The sequence below is a fragment of the Pseudomonas sp. GL-B-12 genome, assembly GCF_019955895.1.
Taxonomy (GTDB): domain Bacteria; phylum Pseudomonadota; class Gammaproteobacteria; order Pseudomonadales; family Pseudomonadaceae; genus Aquipseudomonas.
Genome location: NZ_JAHBCX010000022.1, coordinates 198751 through 212632, shown reverse-complemented (window position 1 = coordinate 212632; position 13882 = coordinate 198751). Strand labels below are relative to the sequence as shown.

The following is a 13882-nucleotide window of genomic DNA, read 5'->3' as shown; positions in this document are numbered from 1 at the left end:
GCGGTAACCAGCAGCGGATAGAGAATTTGAGGTGTATGGGGGCGGCTCCTGCCGCCCCCATGTGAGTCCAGAGGGGTTCACTCTAGACTCAATTTGTTACTTTTTTGCGACTTCAGCGCCACCTTCCGCGAGGCCCAGGTCAGCCAGAGCTTTGGCAGCTACTTTGGCCGGCAGTGGGATGTAACCGTCTTTCACTACAACTTCCTGACCCTGTTTCGACAGAACCAGTTTCACGAACTCGGCTTCCAGCGGGGCCAGAGGCTTGTTCGGGGCTTTGTTCACGTATACGTACAGGAAGCGGGACAGCGGGTACTTGCCGTTCAGGGCGTTTTCTTCGGTGTCTTCGATGAACTCGGTGCTGCCCTTCTTGGACAGAGCAACGGTTTTCACGCTAGCGGTCTTGTAACCGATGCCCGAGTAACCGATGCCGTTCAGCGAGGAACTGATCGACTGCACGACCGAAGCCGAACCTGGTTGCTCGTTCACGTTTGGCTTGTAGTCGCCTTTGCACAGGGCTTCTTCTTTGAAGTAGCCATAAGTGCCGGATACCGAGTTACGACCGAACAGTTGAACCGGCTTGTTGGCCAGGTCGCCGGTCACGCCCAGGTCACCCCAGGTTTTGACTTCGGTTTTAGCGCCGCACAGACGAGTGGACGAGAAAATCGCGTCGACCTGTTCCATGGTCAGGTGCTGGATCGGGTTGTCCTTGTGTACGAATACAGCCAGGGCGTCCACGGCAACCGGGATAGCGGTTGGCTTGTAGCCGTACTTCTGCTCGAAGGCAGCCAGTTCGGTGTCCTTCATCTTGCGGCTCATCGGGCCCAGGTTGGAGGTGCCTTCAGTCAGCGCAGGTGGCGCAGTGGCGGAGCCAGCGGCCTGAATCTGGATGTTTACGTTCGGGTATTCTTTTTTGTAGTTCTCAGCCCAGAGGGTCATGAGGTTGGCCAGGGTATCGGAACCAACGCTGGACAGGTTGCCCGACACACCAGTGGTCTTGGTGTAGCTCGGGATAGCAGGGTCAACAGCGGCAACCGCGTTGGCAGTCGCAACGCCAGCAGCGACAAAAGTCATTGCCGCCATCAAACGCTTCAGTTTCATGCCTTACTCCTAGCAGATAGGGTGTGTTATTCGGGGCCAAGTATCAGCAGGCCGTGTGAACACTCTATGGCTGAAATATGACAATTGGATGAAAGGCCAGTATTCCACTCGGAAGGCTGGCCTTTCAGTTGTAACTGTAAATGTAGGAATTGGCGGGATTTAGCCGGGAACGCAGCGCGCAACCGTTGCCACTACTAACGGATCAACGGCCTTTCTTCCATAGCCAGGCGCCGACCAGAATCCCCACCCCACACAGCACCGCCACATAATAAGCAGGCCCCATCGCACTTTCCTTAAGCAACAGGCTGACGATCATCGGCGTCAGACCACCGAAAATCGCGTAGGCCACGTTGTACGAGAACGACAAGCCGCTGAAACGCACCACCGGCGGGAAGGCCTTGACCATCACATACGGCACCGCGCCGATGGTGCCGACCAGCAGACCGGTCACGGCATACATCGGGAACAGCCAGTCGGGATGATCTGCCAGGCTGTGGTAGAAGGTCCAGGAACTGGCCAGCAACGCGGTACAGCCGATCACGAAGACTCGTCCCGCACCGAAGCGGTCGGCCAGTGCGCCGGCAATGATGCAACCAAAACTCAGGAACACGATCGCCACGCTGTTCGCCTGCAGGGACGTGGTTGGCGAGAAGTGATAGACCGTCTGCAAAACGGTCGGGGTCATCAGGATCAACACCACGATGGCGGCCGACAGCAGCCAGGTCAGCAGCATCGAAATGGCGATGGCACCACGATGGTCACGCAGCACCGCGCGCAACGGCACTTCCTCGGCCAGGGCCTTGCGCTGTTGCAGCTCGGCGAACACCGGGGTTTCGTGCAGCCAGCGACGCAGGTACACCGAGAACAGACCGAACACGCCCCCCAGCAGGAACGGAATGCGCCAGGCGTAATCCGCTACTTCCACCGAGGTATAGAGGCTGTTGATCGCCGTGGCCACCAGCGAACCGAGCAAGATGCCCGCCGTCAGGCCGCTGGTCAGGGTGCCGCAGGCGTAGCCGACATGCCGCTGCGGAACGTGTTCGGAAACGAAGACCCACGCCCCCGGCACTTCACCGCCAATGGCCGCGCCCTGGATCACCCGCATCAGCAGCAACAGGATCGGCGCCCACATGCCGATCTGCGCATAAGTCGGCAGCAAACCCATGATCAGGGTCGGCACCGCCATCATGAAAATGCTCAGGGTGAACATTTTCTTGCGGCCCAGCAGGTCGCCGAAGTGCGCCATTACGATGCCGCCCAGCGGCCGTGCCAGGTAGCCTGCGGCGAAGATGCCGAAGGTTTGCATCAGGCGTAGCCATTCAGGCATGTCCGCCGGAAAGAACAACTTGCCCACCACCGTGGCGAAGAACACGAAGATGATGAAATCGTAGAACTCCAGCGCGCCGCCCAGGGCCGACAGCGATAGAGTCTTGTAGTCGTTGCGGGTCAGCGGACGTGCGGGTTGGTCTGGCTGCGCGATGCTCGAGGGCGCTGTGGTCATGGCAAGGGCTTCTCTTATAGTCGGATCTGCAACCTCAACAACGCTGGCTGAGGTTTGGGCAGGTCCGGCACGATAGCAAATTGTTCGAAAAAGCACATAGAGGTGCGTTTTTGACAGTCAAAATGAGAACCGGACGGTCGTCGCGGAGTCTACCGACCGATATACTCAAACCTTGCTCCGGTTTTTGAGGGGTTGCTGTGCGAAAACGCCTGTCAGGTTCATAGGCGATTTCGCAGAGTTTCCCTTTAGGCGCCTTATGGAAAACGTGACGAACGTAGTATGTTCGGTGCTGAATCGTTTTTCCCGAAGACGGCTACCACCAGCAATACCAACGAAGAGTCACGGGTCAGAGGCACCCCCGGAATGATAGAGCTCGAACAAGAAGATCCGATCCCGCAAGGCGACCTGGCCCTGCAAATCACCGCGCTTCCTCGCGAAACCAACGGCTTTGGCGATATCTTCGGTGGCTGGCTGGTGGCGCAGATGGATTTGGCAGGTACCGCGATGGCCAGCAAGGTCGCCGGTGGACGCGTTGCCACCGTTGCAATCGACCGCATGGCCTTTCTGGTTCCGGTGGCGGTGGGCGCTCAGCTCTCCTTTTATACCCAGGCCCTGGAAATCGGTCGCAGCTCGATCAAGATGATGGTCGAGGTCTGGAGCGACGATCCACTGTCCAGCGAGTGGCGTAAAGTAACCGAAGCGGTGTTTGTGTTCGTTGCCATCGACGGCAGCGGCCGCACCCGTTCGGTTCCGCCTCGGGCTCGCTGAAAGAGCTTCTAAACCTAGCAGCCGTTTTGCGGTCGATAGTCGTCCACGTTACTGATCGAGAGCTGTCCCATGAGCACGCCCAATGTTGAAGCCGTAAAGCTGGATGAACTGAACTGCTGGCGCATCCGTCACGGTCAGGCCGAATTACTGGTGGCCCAGCAAGGCGCGCACATCCTCAGCTATCAACTGGCCGGCCAGCCGCCGCTGATCTGGCTCAACGACGAGGCTGTGTTCAAGACCGGGAAAAGCATCCGTGCCGGCGTCCCTGTGTGCTGGCCGTGGTTCGGCAACTTTGAACGCAACCCGCAAAGCGTGCAGGCGATGCGCACCAGCAATGAAGCGCCGTCGGCTCACGGCTTCGTGCGAGCGATGGATTGGGAACTGGGCGGCATCGAAGCCGAAGGCGAAAGCCTGAAGGTCGAATTCCTCCTGCCCTACCCCGAAGGCGGCTTTCCCGGCTGGCCGCACCAGGTGGATTTGACGCTGAGCATTCGCCTCGACGAGCAATTGCACATCCATCTGATCAGCCACAACCGGGGCGCTCAAACCGTCAGCATCAGTCAGGCGCTGCACAGTTACTTTGCCGTCAGCGATGTGCGCGAAGTGCATGTCGAAGGTGTGGATGGCCTGAGCTACATCGAAACGCTGGACAACTGGAAAACCGTTACCCAGACCGGTGATTTGCGTTTTACCGGCGAGACAGATCGCATCTACCTGGACGTCCCGTCGCAGTTGAGCATCGTCGATCCAGCTTGGGAGCGACGCATCGAACTGACCAGCATTGGCTCGCGCACCGCGGTGATCTGGAACCCATGGATCGACCGCGCCGCCGCGTTCAGCGACATGGCCGACGATGGCTGGCAGCACATTCTGTGCATCGAGACGGCGAACGTGATGGGCGATGTGGTGAACCTGAAACCAGGGGCAAGCCACACCCTGGGTGTGAGCGTCGGTAGCAAGCCGCTCTAACAAACGCAATAAATCCCTGTGGGAGCGAGCTCGCTCCCACATTGGTTTGGTGCTGTCCTTAAAGATCCGACTCTTTCACTACCCGCACCGTCTGCGCATCCAGCGCATACGCCGCATCGGCCAAGTCATTGCTGACCTTCTCGACTTTCAGCGTGCCAGTAACCCACAGCGGCGTGTAGATATCGTTCAGCTTCAGGCCCTTGGGATAGCGCACCAGCACCAGTTGATTGGGTGGCGGTGGTGGCACGTGGATGCAGGCGCCCGGGTACGGCACCAGGAAGAACAACGTACTGCGGCCCTTGGCGTCGGACTCCAGCGGCACCGGGTAACCGCCAATGCGGATATTCTTGTCGTTCATCGACGCAACGGTCTTGGTCGAGTACATCACCGCCGGCAAGCCTTTGGCCTGCTTCATCCCACCCTTGTCGGTGAAAGTGCCATTGGCTTCAGGGGAGTTGTGGTCGATTTCAGGCATGGCCTCGAGGGCCTTCTGGTCCGACTTGGGCATCAGTTCGAGCCAGTCGGTTTCCGGCAGTTCGCCGGCATGGGCAAGGCCCGTTCCCAATAAAAGTAGAGTCAGCAGAAGACGGCGCATGAAGGAGCTCGGTATAGGAAGGATCAGGAAACGCCGAGCATTCTAGCCCTCCCGGCTTGTGCGGCCGAGAGGACTTTGTCACTTGGTTCAGTTCTTTTTGATCAGTCCGTAGATCACCAGCAACACAACGGCGCCTACCAGTGCACCGATGAAGCCTGCGCCCTGGCCAGCCTGATAGATGCCCAGGGCTTGACCGCCGTAAGTGGCCGCCAGCGAACCGCCGATACCGAGCAGGATGGTCATGATCCAGCCCATGCTGTCATCGCCCGGTTTGAGGAACCGCGCCAGCAGGCCGACAATCAAGCCGATAAAGATGGTTCCGATGATTCCCATGGCATTTCCCTCTGATTTGGTAGATGTGTCCTGTCTCACCAATAATGTTCCTCTTTTGACGAGTGACTGTTGTTGTCAGGCAAGGCGCCGCGACGAGTCATAGCTGGCTATGGCGAGGAGCGGCAACGCAGCATGACGGCAACAGACACCGTCAAAAAGGAACAGTATTGGTGAGACAGGACACCTAGCCAAAGCCTAGTCAGACTTTGGCATCCTGCCATGAGAGAACGGCGGTCCCTGAATGGTTCCGCCGCAGCCACATGAAACTATTCGGCGATCAGCGCTTCGACCTTGAGGATCTGCGCGGTCAGCGTTTCGCGATCTGCACAACGCAGGTTGGCGTGACCGACCTTGCGGCCGACCTTGAAGGCCTTGCCGTAGTGATGCAGATGGCAATCGGCGATGGCCACGACCTTCTCGGTGTCCGGCACTTTGCCGATGAAGTTGAGCATCGCGCTCTCGCCAACTTTGGCCGTCGAACCCAACGGCAGACCGGCAACGGCCCGCAGGTGGTTTTCGAATTGGCTGCACTCGGCGCCTTCGGTGGTCCAGTGCCCTGAGTTGTGCACCCGCGGGGCAATTTCGTTGGCCTTGAGGCCACCGTCGACTTCAAAGAACTCGAACGCCATCACGCCGACGTAATCCAGCTGCTTGAGCACACGGCTGGAGTAGTCTTCGGCCAGGGCTTGCAACGGGTGATCGGTGCTCGCCACGGACAGCTTGAGGATGCCGCTTTCGTGGGTGTTATGTACCAGCGGATAGAAGCGGGTTTCACCATCGCGGGCACGCACGGCGATCAGCGAGACTTCACCGGTGAACGGCACGAAGCCTTCCAGCAGACAGGTCACGCTGCCCAGCTCGGCAAAAGTGCCAGCCAAATCTTCAGGGGTGCGCAGGACTTTCTGACCCTTGCCGTCGTAACCCAGAGTACGGGTCTTCAGCACCGCCGGCAGACCGATGGAAGCCACGGCAGCGTCCAGATCAGCCTGGGACTGAATGTCGGCGAACGCCGGGGTAGGAATCCCCAGGTCCTTGAACATGCTCTTCTCGAACCAGCGATCGCGGGCGATGCGCAGGGCTTCGGCGCTCGGATAGACCGGAACGAATTGCGACAGGAAGGCCACGGTCTCGGCCGGAACGCTTTCGAACTCGAAGGTCACCAGATCGACTTCATCGGCCAACTGACGCAGGTGATCCTGATCGCCGTAATCGGCTCGCAGGTGTTCGCCCAACGCGGCTGCGCAAGCATCCGGCGCCGGGTCCAGGAAAGCGAAGTTCATGCCCAGCGGAGTGCCCGCCAGTGCCAACATGCGACCCAACTGGCCGCCACCGATTACACCGATCTTCATCGTCAACAACCTCAGGCGATGCGTGGGTCTGGATTGTCCAGGACGCTGTCTGTCTGCTCAGCACGGAAGGTTTTCAGCACCGTATGGAACTGCGGGTGCTTGGCGCCAAGGATACTCGCCGACAGCAGGGCTGCGTTGATCGCGCCCGCCTTGCCGATGGCCAGGGTGGCGACCGGAATGCCCGCTGGCATCTGCACAATGGAAAGCAGCGAATCAACGCCCGACAGCATTGCGGATTGTACTGGTACGCCCAGCACCGGCAGGTGGGTCTTGGCCGCACACATGCCTGGCAAGTGGGCCGCGCCACCGGCACCGGCGATGATCACCTCGATGCCACGCGCCTCGGCTTCTTCAGCGTACTGGAACAGCAGGTCCGGGGTACGGTGGGCAGAGACCACTTTCACCTCGTAAGGGATGCCGAGCTTTTCCAGCATATCGGCGGTGTGGCTAAGGGTGGACCAATCGGACTTGGAGCCCATGATCACGCCAACCAGTGCACTCATCGTCGTGCCTCTTCTCTCTGGGCGCCCGCAGGCGCGTCAAAAAACAACAAGCCACGCAGGATGCGTGGCTTGATTGTACGAATTATGGCCGGTCGTAACCGGCCGAAGGCCGCGCAGTATACCTCAATGAGGCAGATAAACAGCCCCTGTTGCGACCATCTGTCATCGGATGCAAATCGGCAATTTTATTGACTTAAGGATCAAGAAAATTCCCGCACCAATGGCTCTACTCAAACACCAAATCCATCTAAAAAAATTAATCTCTAAAAGTGCACAGCAACAACTTTTAAAACACTACCAAACATTCAAACAAAATATCAATTATATATAAGCTCTCAACACCATCGAGTTGAAAGCCTATCGAACAAAAGCGAAATTTCTCCAATGATCGGCATTCAAGATTTTACATTCCCACACAACTTGATCAAGACTAAAAATCACGCATTTTAAAAGGAACCACCTATGGCAAAGCGACCAATTATGCTGATCGTATTCATACACAATGACTTGGAAGGAACTAACGAAGACCTGCTCTACCAAGACCACTTCGATTGGCTGGCAGATGAAATTGCACGAATTTCAGGCCGTATCACCGACGTTACCTTCGTGCAACCTTCAGATGCACCGGCCTTGAGCAGCCTGGACTATAAAACCGAAGATCTGGACGACCTGTTTGTGTCGCTAGAGGCTGGACTTTTGAAATACATTAACAGCGCAAAATCCGCTATTCACGACAACAGCATTTACAAATGTTTACTCTTAACGCGCGACAGCATTAATAAAACAACTTTAGGTGTTGCCTATACCCCGGGCAACTTGGGAATCGCCTCGTTCGATCCGAAATCCACTGCAGCCCACGAGTTCGGTCACATGTTCAATGCAACGCATCAAGACAGTGGCGACGTTAGAACTTACTGGGGTCACGCCAAGTCGGTCATGTATGCAACTACAGAGAAAACTGCTGCGTTCAGCTTCAGCAGTAAAAATCAGGAGAATATTCGCAACTACCTCAAACGGTATGGCTAACAGTGAACGACACCCTTTCAGCGGATCAAGGCCAACTCCGTCGGCCTTGATCACATTTTGCCTTCAAGCAGCAGAACTCGCCGCGCCACCCTCAAGCTTGCGCCAAAGCAACCGCACGTTGGCCTTGCGTACCAGAGCGCAGCGATACAACCGAATCTCCAGCGGCACATGCCATTGCGGCCCACCGCAGACCACCAGCTCACCCCGCGCCAGCTCGGCGCGCACGCTCAGTTGCGGCACCCAGGCGATGCCCAGGCCTTCAAGGGCCATGCTTTTCAGGCTGTCGGCCATGGCTGTTTCGTAGATGGTGGTGAAGCGTAGCGCCCGTTGACGCAGCAGCATGTTCACCGACCGGCCGAGAAACGCTCCGGCGCTGTACGCCAGTAGCGGCACGCTGCCTTCGCCTTCCAGATCGAACAGCGGTTTGCCGTCGGCGTCGGCGGCACACACCGGCAACATCTCGGTGTGGCCAAGGTGCAGCGACGGGAAGATTTCCGGGTCCATCTGCATGGCGGCGTCCGGGTCGTAGAACGCCAGCATCAGATCGCAGCCGCCTTCGCGCAAGGCATGCACCGCGTCGCCGACGTTGGTCGCCACCAGCCGCGTGGCGATGTTCAGGCCTTCGTTGCGCAACTGCGCGATCCAGCGCGGAAAGAAACCGAGCGCCAGGGAGTGCGCGGCAGCAACTTGCATCACTTCGCCCTGCCCGCCTTCCAGGTGATGCAGATGGCGCAGCACTTCGCCGAGCTGTTCGACCACGGTGCGCGCGGTGACCAGAAACAATTGCCCCGCCGCCGTCAGTTCCACCGGCGTGCGCGAACGGTTGACCAAGGTTAGCCCCAACGCGGCCTCAAGGCTGCGGATTCGCCGGCTGAACGCTGGCTGCGTCACGAAACGCCGCTCGGCGGCCTGGGAGAAACTGCGGGTGGCGGCCAGGGCACTGAAGTCCTCCAGCCATTTGCTTTCCAGATTCATCACGTCCTCCCGGACACGCACCAATTTAGGTCACACGTTCGCCGTCAAGCCGGCGTCACACGGGCATTATGCCGAATATGCATAGCCTAGTGTTTAACAGCATTGGCCCAAAATTCTCCACAGGCCTAGCATTCGCAGCGTTCCGGCACAGACCGGGTCCATATTGAGATGATTTCTATCATGTCCTCCGCTGCATCATTCCGCACAGAAAATGACCTGCTTGGCGCCCTCGAAGTACCGGCTCAAGCGTATTACGGTATCCAGACCCTGCGAGCGGTGAATAACTTCCGCCTTTCGGGCGTTCCGATTTCGCACTACCCGAAACTGGTTGTCGGCTTGGCCATGGTTAAACAGGCCGCTGCTGACGCCAACCGTGAGTTGGGTCACCTGAGCGAAGCCAAGCACGCCGCCATCAGCGAAGCCTGTGCACGTTTGATCCGCGGTGACTTCCACGAAGAGTTCGTGGTGGACATGATTCAAGGCGGCGCTGGCACTTCGACCAACATGAATGCCAACGAAGTCATCGCCAACATCGCACTGGAGGCCATGGGTCACCAGAAAGGCGAGTACCAGTACCTGCACCCGAACGATGACGTGAACATGGCGCAGTCGACCAACGATGCCTACCCGACGGCAATCCGTCTGGGTCTGTTGCTCGGTCACGACGCCCTGCTCGCCAGCCTCGACAGCCTGATTCAGGCGTTCGCGGCCAAGGGTGAAGAATTCAACCACGTCCTGAAGATGGGTCGTACCCAGCTGCAAGACGCCGTTCCGATGACCCTGGGTCAGGAATTCCGTGCGTTCGCCACCACCCTGGGCGAAGACCTGGCACGCCTGAAGACTCTGGCTCCGGAAGTACTGACCGAAGTGAACCTGGGCGGCACCGCGATCGGCACCGGCATCAACGCCGACCCGCGTTACCAGCACCTGGCCGTTCAGCGTCTGGCCGTGATCAGCGGTCAACCACTGGTACCGGCCGCCGACCTGATCGAAGCCACCTCCGACATGGGCGCCTTCGTGCTGTTCTCCGGCATGCTCAAGCGCACCGCGGTCAAGCTGTCGAAGATCTGCAACGACCTGCGCCTGCTGTCCAGCGGCCCACGTACCGGCATCAACGAGATCAACCTGCCGGCACGTCAGCCAGGCAGCTCCATCATGCCAGGCAAGGTCAACCCGGTTATTCCGGAAGCGGTCAACCAGGTGGCGTTCCAGATCATCGGCAACGACCTGGCCCTGACCATCGCGGCCGAAGGCGGCCAGCTGCAACTGAACGTGATGGAGCCGCTGATCGCCTTCAAGATCTTCGACTCGATCCGCCTGCTGCAACGCGCCATGGACATGCTGCGCGAGCACTGCATCGTCGGCATCACCGCCAACGAAGCCCGCTGCCGTGAACTGGTCGAGCACTCGATCGGCCTGGTCACCGCGCTGAACCCGTACATCGGCTACAAAAATGCCACCCGCATCGCCGGCCTCGCCCTTGAAAGCGGCCGCGGCGTGCTGGAACTGGTGCGCGAAGAAGGTTTGCTAGACGAAGCCATGCTCGCCGACATCCTGCGCCCGGAAAACATGATTGCTCCGCGTCTGGTGCCTCTGAAGGCATAACCCGACGCGTTACTTGTAGCACCGCTCACCAGGTCGAGGGACTAGACACCTCTCACCTTTTGAGGGCTTGGAGATCAATCTCCAGGCCCTTTTTTTTAACTGTTTGAAAGGACAAACGTCTTCTGTGGGGGGCGAGCAGGCTCGCACCCACAAGAGCCTGACAGCAAAAATGTCAGGTGTTTCAAAGGCTTCGCTTCACCGCATGCACCACAACCGTGCAGACGGACGGCACCGTCATCGGTATAGTGCCGCCCCTCTTCGCGTGAGCGGTCGTCGGTAGCGAGGCCACAACCCATGCGAAACCCGAACTAATAACAAACCCGCGATATGAAACCGGGACGAACTTCGAACCGCCCATTGTGCCGTGCGCCAAGCGGTGTAACTCGATGTGTCTGTCCGGCCAGCATTGTTGCCTACACAAAAAACAGCGAGGAATAATCCATGCTCGAAGTCATTAACGACTTCCTCTCAGGGAAAGTACTGATCGTGCTCATAGTCGGGCTCGGTAGCTACTTCACGATCCGCTCGCGTTTCGTTCAATTGCGTCACTTCTTCCACATGTTCGCGGTGTTCCGCGACAGCCTCAAAAGCAGCGCCGGGCAACTCAGTTCGTTCCAGGCCCTGATGCTCAGCCTCGCCGGCCGCGTCGGAGCCGGCAACATCGCCGGTGTCGGCATTGCCGTGACCCTCGGTGGCCCCGGTGCCGTGTTCTGGATGTGGGTGACCGCGCTGGTCGGCATGTCCAGCAGCTTCTTCGAATGCTCCCTCGGCCAGCTCTACAAGCGCTGCGACTCCGACGGCACCTTCCGTGGCGGCCCGTCCTATTACATCCAGCACGGCCTGCAAAAACGCTGGCTTGGCATGGTGATGGCGTTCCTGTTGCTGGTGACCTTCGGCTTCGCCTTCAATGGCCTGCAAGCCCATGCCGTGACGCACTCGTTGAACAACGCGTTCGGTCTCGATACCACTTACACCGGCATCGGCCTGGCCGTGCTGCTGGGCCTGGTGTTCATCGGCGGGATCAAGCGCATCGCCAAGGTCGCCGACCTGTTGGTGCCGGTGAAAACCCTGGTGTACATCGGCGTGACCCTCTACGTGATCGTGCTGCAGTTCGACCATGTGCCGGGCATGCTGATGACCATCGTCAAGAGCGCCTTCGGTCTGGACCAGGCCTTCGGCGGTCTGATCGGCAGCGCCATTGTCATGGGCGTGAAGCGTGGCGTGTTCGCCAACGAAGCAGGCCTGGGCAGTGCGCCGAACGTGGCGGCGGTTGCGGCGGTCGAGCACCCGGTGGCGCAAGGCGTGGTTCAGGCGTTCAGTGTGTTCCTCGATACCTTCGTGATCTGCACCTGCACTGCGCTGCTGATCCTGCTCTCCGGCTTCTACACCCCGGGCTTCGAAGGCGACGGCATTGCCCTGACCCAGAACTCGCTGGCCGCCGTGGTCGGTGACTGGGGCAGGATGTTCATCTCCGTGGCCCTGGCCTTGTTCGTGTTCACCTCGATCCTCTACAACTACTACCTGGGCGAGAGCAACCTGCGCTTTTTGATCGGTGAAAACCGCAAGGCGCTGATGGGCTATCGCGCGCTGGTACTGGTGCTGATTTTCTGGGGCGCCATCGAAAACCTCGGCACCGTATTTGCCTTCGCCGACATCACCATGACCATGCTCGCGTTCGTCAACCTGATCGCGCTGTTCCTGCTGTTCAAGGTCGGCATGCGCATCCTGCGTGACTACGATGACCAGCGCGCCTCTGGCATCAAGACGCCGGTGTTCGACTCTGCCAAGTTCCCGGACCTGGATCTGGATCGCCAGGCGTGGCCGGCCAATCCGCCTGCCGCTGTCGGCAAGGCTGAAGTTGAGCCGCAAGGTGTACCCGCAGCGCAACGCTGATCGGTAGACGACGGGCGCATCCTCTGCGCCCGTCAGTTAAAGTGCATAACGGGTGGGAGCGAGCCTGCTCGCGATGATTGCGGCACATCCGAAAGCGATGTGACTGACAGCACGCTATCGCGAGCAGGCTCGCTCCCACAGGTCATCTCTTGCGGAGACAACTCCATGGTTGCCAATAACTACCCTGCCGCCCAGCACGTCATGGTGCTCTACACCGGCGGCACCATCGGCATGCAGGCCAGCGCCCATGGCCTGGCCCCGGCGTCCGGTTTCGAAGCGCGGATGCGTGACTACCTGCACAGCCAGCCTGAGCTGGTGGTGCCGCAGTGGCGCTTCCGTGAAATGTCGCCGCTGATCGACAGCGCCAACATGACCCCGACGTATTGGCAGCAGCTGCGTGAAGCCGTGGTCGATGCGGTGGATGTTCAGGCCTGCGACAGCGTGCTGATCCTGCACGGCACCGACACCTTGGCCTACAGCGCGGCGGCCATGAGTTTCCAGTTGCTCGGACTGCATGCCCGCGTGTGCTTCACCGGCTCGATGCTGCCGGCCGGTGTGACTGACAGCGACGCCTGGGAAAACCTCGGCGGTGCGCTGGTTGCACTGGGCCAGGGCTTGGCGCCGGGCGTGCATCTGTACTTCCATGGCGAACGGCTGGACCCGACCCGTTGCGCCAAGGTACGCAGTTTCGGCCGTCATCCGTTCAAGCGACTGGAGCGTCAGGGCGGCGGTGTGAAGGCGACTTCGGTTCCGTCGCAGCTGAATTACAACCAGCCCAAACAATTGGCGAACGTCGCGGTGCTGCCGCTGTTTCCCGGCATCGGCGCCGAGGTGCTGGATGGTTTGCTCGACAGCGGCATTCAGGGCCTGGTGCTGGAGTGCTACGGCAGCGGCACCGGTCCGAGCGACAACCCCGGGTTTCTCGCCAGCCTCGCACGTGCGCGGGACAACGGCGTGGTCGTGGTAGCAGTCACGCAATGCCACGAAGGCGGAGTTGAACTGGACGTCTATGAAGCCGGCAGTCGCTTGCGCGGTGTGGGCGTGTTGTCCGGTGGCGGCATGACCCGTGAGGCGGCGTTCGGTAAGTTGCATGGGTTGTTGGGGGCGGGGCTTGAGGCGGGCGAAGTCCGTCGGCTCGTCGAACTCGACCTGTGCGGCGAACTAAGCTGACACCACATCACCCTTGTGGGAGCGTGCCTGCTCGCGATGACGGTGGATTAGTCACATCAATGTGAATGGTAGACCGCTATCGCGAGCAGGCTCGCTC

General features: G+C 59.3%; 13 protein-coding genes. 6 read left to right on the top strand and 7 right to left on the bottom strand.

All coding sequences use genetic code 11. The annotated features are described in order from the left end of the window. Window positions 1–96 precede the first annotated feature (96 nt). Window positions 97–1098: a phosphate ABC transporter substrate-binding protein PstS gene (locus tag KGA85_RS13665; protein ID WP_007992839.1), complete on the bottom strand. Its 1002-nt coding sequence runs from the start codon at window positions 1096–1098 to the stop codon at window positions 97–99. Between the two features lie 202 nt (window positions 1099–1300). After that, window positions 1301–2599, bottom strand: a complete 1299-nt coding sequence (locus KGA85_RS13660) for an MFS transporter (protein ID WP_223455280.1) — start codon at window positions 2597–2599, stop codon at window positions 1301–1303. Window positions 2600–2962: 363 nt separating this feature from the next. Between KGA85_RS13660 and KGA85_RS13655 the strand changes: the two genes are divergently transcribed. Then, window positions 2963–3367 (top strand): acyl-CoA thioesterase, encoded by a 405-nt coding sequence (locus KGA85_RS13655; RefSeq protein ID WP_007942704.1) that lies wholly within the window; start codon window positions 2963–2965, stop codon window positions 3365–3367. Window positions 3368–3436: 69 nt separating this feature from the next. Continuing rightward, window positions 3437–4336: a D-hexose-6-phosphate mutarotase gene (locus KGA85_RS13650; protein WP_223455279.1), complete on the top strand. Its 900-nt coding sequence runs from the start codon at window positions 3437–3439 to the stop codon at window positions 4334–4336. Between the two features lie 58 nt (window positions 4337–4394). On the opposite strand, the gene KGA85_RS13645 is transcribed toward KGA85_RS13650, so the two are convergent. From KGA85_RS13645 to purE, 4 genes are all read right to left on the bottom strand, one after another. Continuing rightward, on the bottom strand, window positions 4395–4931 hold the full coding sequence (locus tag KGA85_RS13645) for a DUF3299 domain-containing protein (RefSeq protein WP_223455277.1): 537 nt from the start codon (window positions 4929–4931) through the stop codon (window positions 4395–4397). A gap of 87 nt (window positions 4932–5018) precedes the next feature. Beyond that, the gene (locus KGA85_RS13640; RefSeq protein WP_008030708.1) at window positions 5019–5264 is read right to left on the bottom strand and encodes a GlsB/YeaQ/YmgE family stress response membrane protein; all 246 of its coding nucleotides are present in this window, start codon (window positions 5262–5264) and stop codon (window positions 5019–5021) included. 266 nt (window positions 5265–5530) lie between these two features. Further along, on the bottom strand, window positions 5531–6613 hold the full coding sequence (locus KGA85_RS13635; protein ID WP_223455275.1) for a 5-(carboxyamino)imidazole ribonucleotide synthase: 1083 nt from the start codon (window positions 6611–6613) through the stop codon (window positions 5531–5533). An 11-nt stretch (window positions 6614–6624) separates the two neighbouring features. Continuing rightward, entirely contained in the window at window positions 6625–7116 is a 492-nt protein-coding gene (gene purE / locus KGA85_RS13630; RefSeq protein WP_223455273.1) for a 5-(carboxyamino)imidazole ribonucleotide mutase, read from the bottom strand. 462 nt (window positions 7117–7578) lie between these two features. Between purE and KGA85_RS13625 the strand changes: the two genes are divergently transcribed. After that, window positions 7579–8142, top strand: coding sequence for a hypothetical protein (locus tag KGA85_RS13625; RefSeq protein WP_223455271.1), 564 nt, complete (start codon window positions 7579–7581; stop codon window positions 8140–8142). A 63-nt stretch (window positions 8143–8205) separates the two neighbouring features. On the opposite strand, the gene KGA85_RS13620 is transcribed toward KGA85_RS13625, so the two are convergent. Then, a complete protein-coding gene (locus KGA85_RS13620; protein WP_223455270.1) occupies window positions 8206–9117 on the bottom strand; it encodes a LysR substrate-binding domain-containing protein in 912 nt (303 codons plus the stop codon). A 180-nt stretch (window positions 9118–9297) separates the two neighbouring features. Between KGA85_RS13620 and KGA85_RS13615 the strand changes: the two genes are divergently transcribed. From KGA85_RS13615 to KGA85_RS13605, 3 genes are all read left to right on the top strand, one after another. Next, window positions 9298–10722 carry an aspartate ammonia-lyase gene (locus KGA85_RS13615; protein WP_046038891.1) on the top strand — a complete coding sequence of 475 codons (1425 nt, stop codon included), beginning with the start codon at window positions 9298–9300 and terminating at the stop codon, window positions 10720–10722. 441 nt (window positions 10723–11163) lie between these two features. Continuing rightward, on the top strand, window positions 11164–12615 hold the full coding sequence (locus KGA85_RS13610; protein WP_223455268.1) for an alanine/glycine:cation symporter family protein: 1452 nt from the start codon (window positions 11164–11166) through the stop codon (window positions 12613–12615). Window positions 12616–12780: 165 nt separating this feature from the next. Then, window positions 12781–13785, top strand: coding sequence for an asparaginase (locus tag KGA85_RS13605; protein ID WP_223543170.1), 1005 nt, complete (start codon window positions 12781–12783; stop codon window positions 13783–13785). Window positions 13786–13882: the final 97 nt, after the last annotated feature.

Coding starts and splice junctions, on each gene's coding strand:
- KGA85_RS13665 (WP_007992839.1), bottom strand. CDS start 1,098: ATGAAACTGAAGCGTTTGATGGCGGCAATGACTTTTGTCGCTGCTGGC.
- KGA85_RS13660 (WP_223455280.1), bottom strand. CDS start 2,599: ATGACCACAGCGCCCTCGAGCATCGCGCAGCCAGACCAACCCGCACGT.
- KGA85_RS13655 (WP_007942704.1), top strand. CDS start 2,963: ATGATAGAGCTCGAACAAGAAGATCCGATCCCGCAAGGCGACCTGGCC.
- KGA85_RS13650 (WP_223455279.1), top strand. CDS start 3,437: ATGAGCACGCCCAATGTTGAAGCCGTAAAGCTGGATGAACTGAACTGC.
- KGA85_RS13645 (WP_223455277.1), bottom strand. CDS start 4,931: ATGCGCCGTCTTCTGCTGACTCTACTTTTATTGGGAACGGGCCTTGCC.
- KGA85_RS13640 (WP_008030708.1), bottom strand. CDS start 5,264: ATGGGAATCATCGGAACCATCTTTATCGGCTTGATTGTCGGCCTGCTG.
- KGA85_RS13635 (WP_223455275.1), bottom strand. CDS start 6,613: ATGAAGATCGGTGTAATCGGTGGCGGCCAGTTGGGTCGCATGTTGGCA.
- purE (WP_223455273.1), bottom strand. CDS start 7,116: ATGAGTGCACTGGTTGGCGTGATCATGGGCTCCAAGTCCGATTGGTCC.
- KGA85_RS13625 (WP_223455271.1), top strand. CDS start 7,579: ATGGCAAAGCGACCAATTATGCTGATCGTATTCATACACAATGACTTG.
- KGA85_RS13620 (WP_223455270.1), bottom strand. CDS start 9,117: ATGAATCTGGAAAGCAAATGGCTGGAGGACTTCAGTGCCCTGGCCGCC.
- KGA85_RS13615 (WP_046038891.1), top strand. CDS start 9,298: ATGTCCTCCGCTGCATCATTCCGCACAGAAAATGACCTGCTTGGCGCC.
- KGA85_RS13610 (WP_223455268.1), top strand. CDS start 11,164: ATGCTCGAAGTCATTAACGACTTCCTCTCAGGGAAAGTACTGATCGTG.
- KGA85_RS13605 (WP_223543170.1), top strand. CDS start 12,781: ATGGTTGCCAATAACTACCCTGCCGCCCAGCACGTCATGGTGCTCTAC.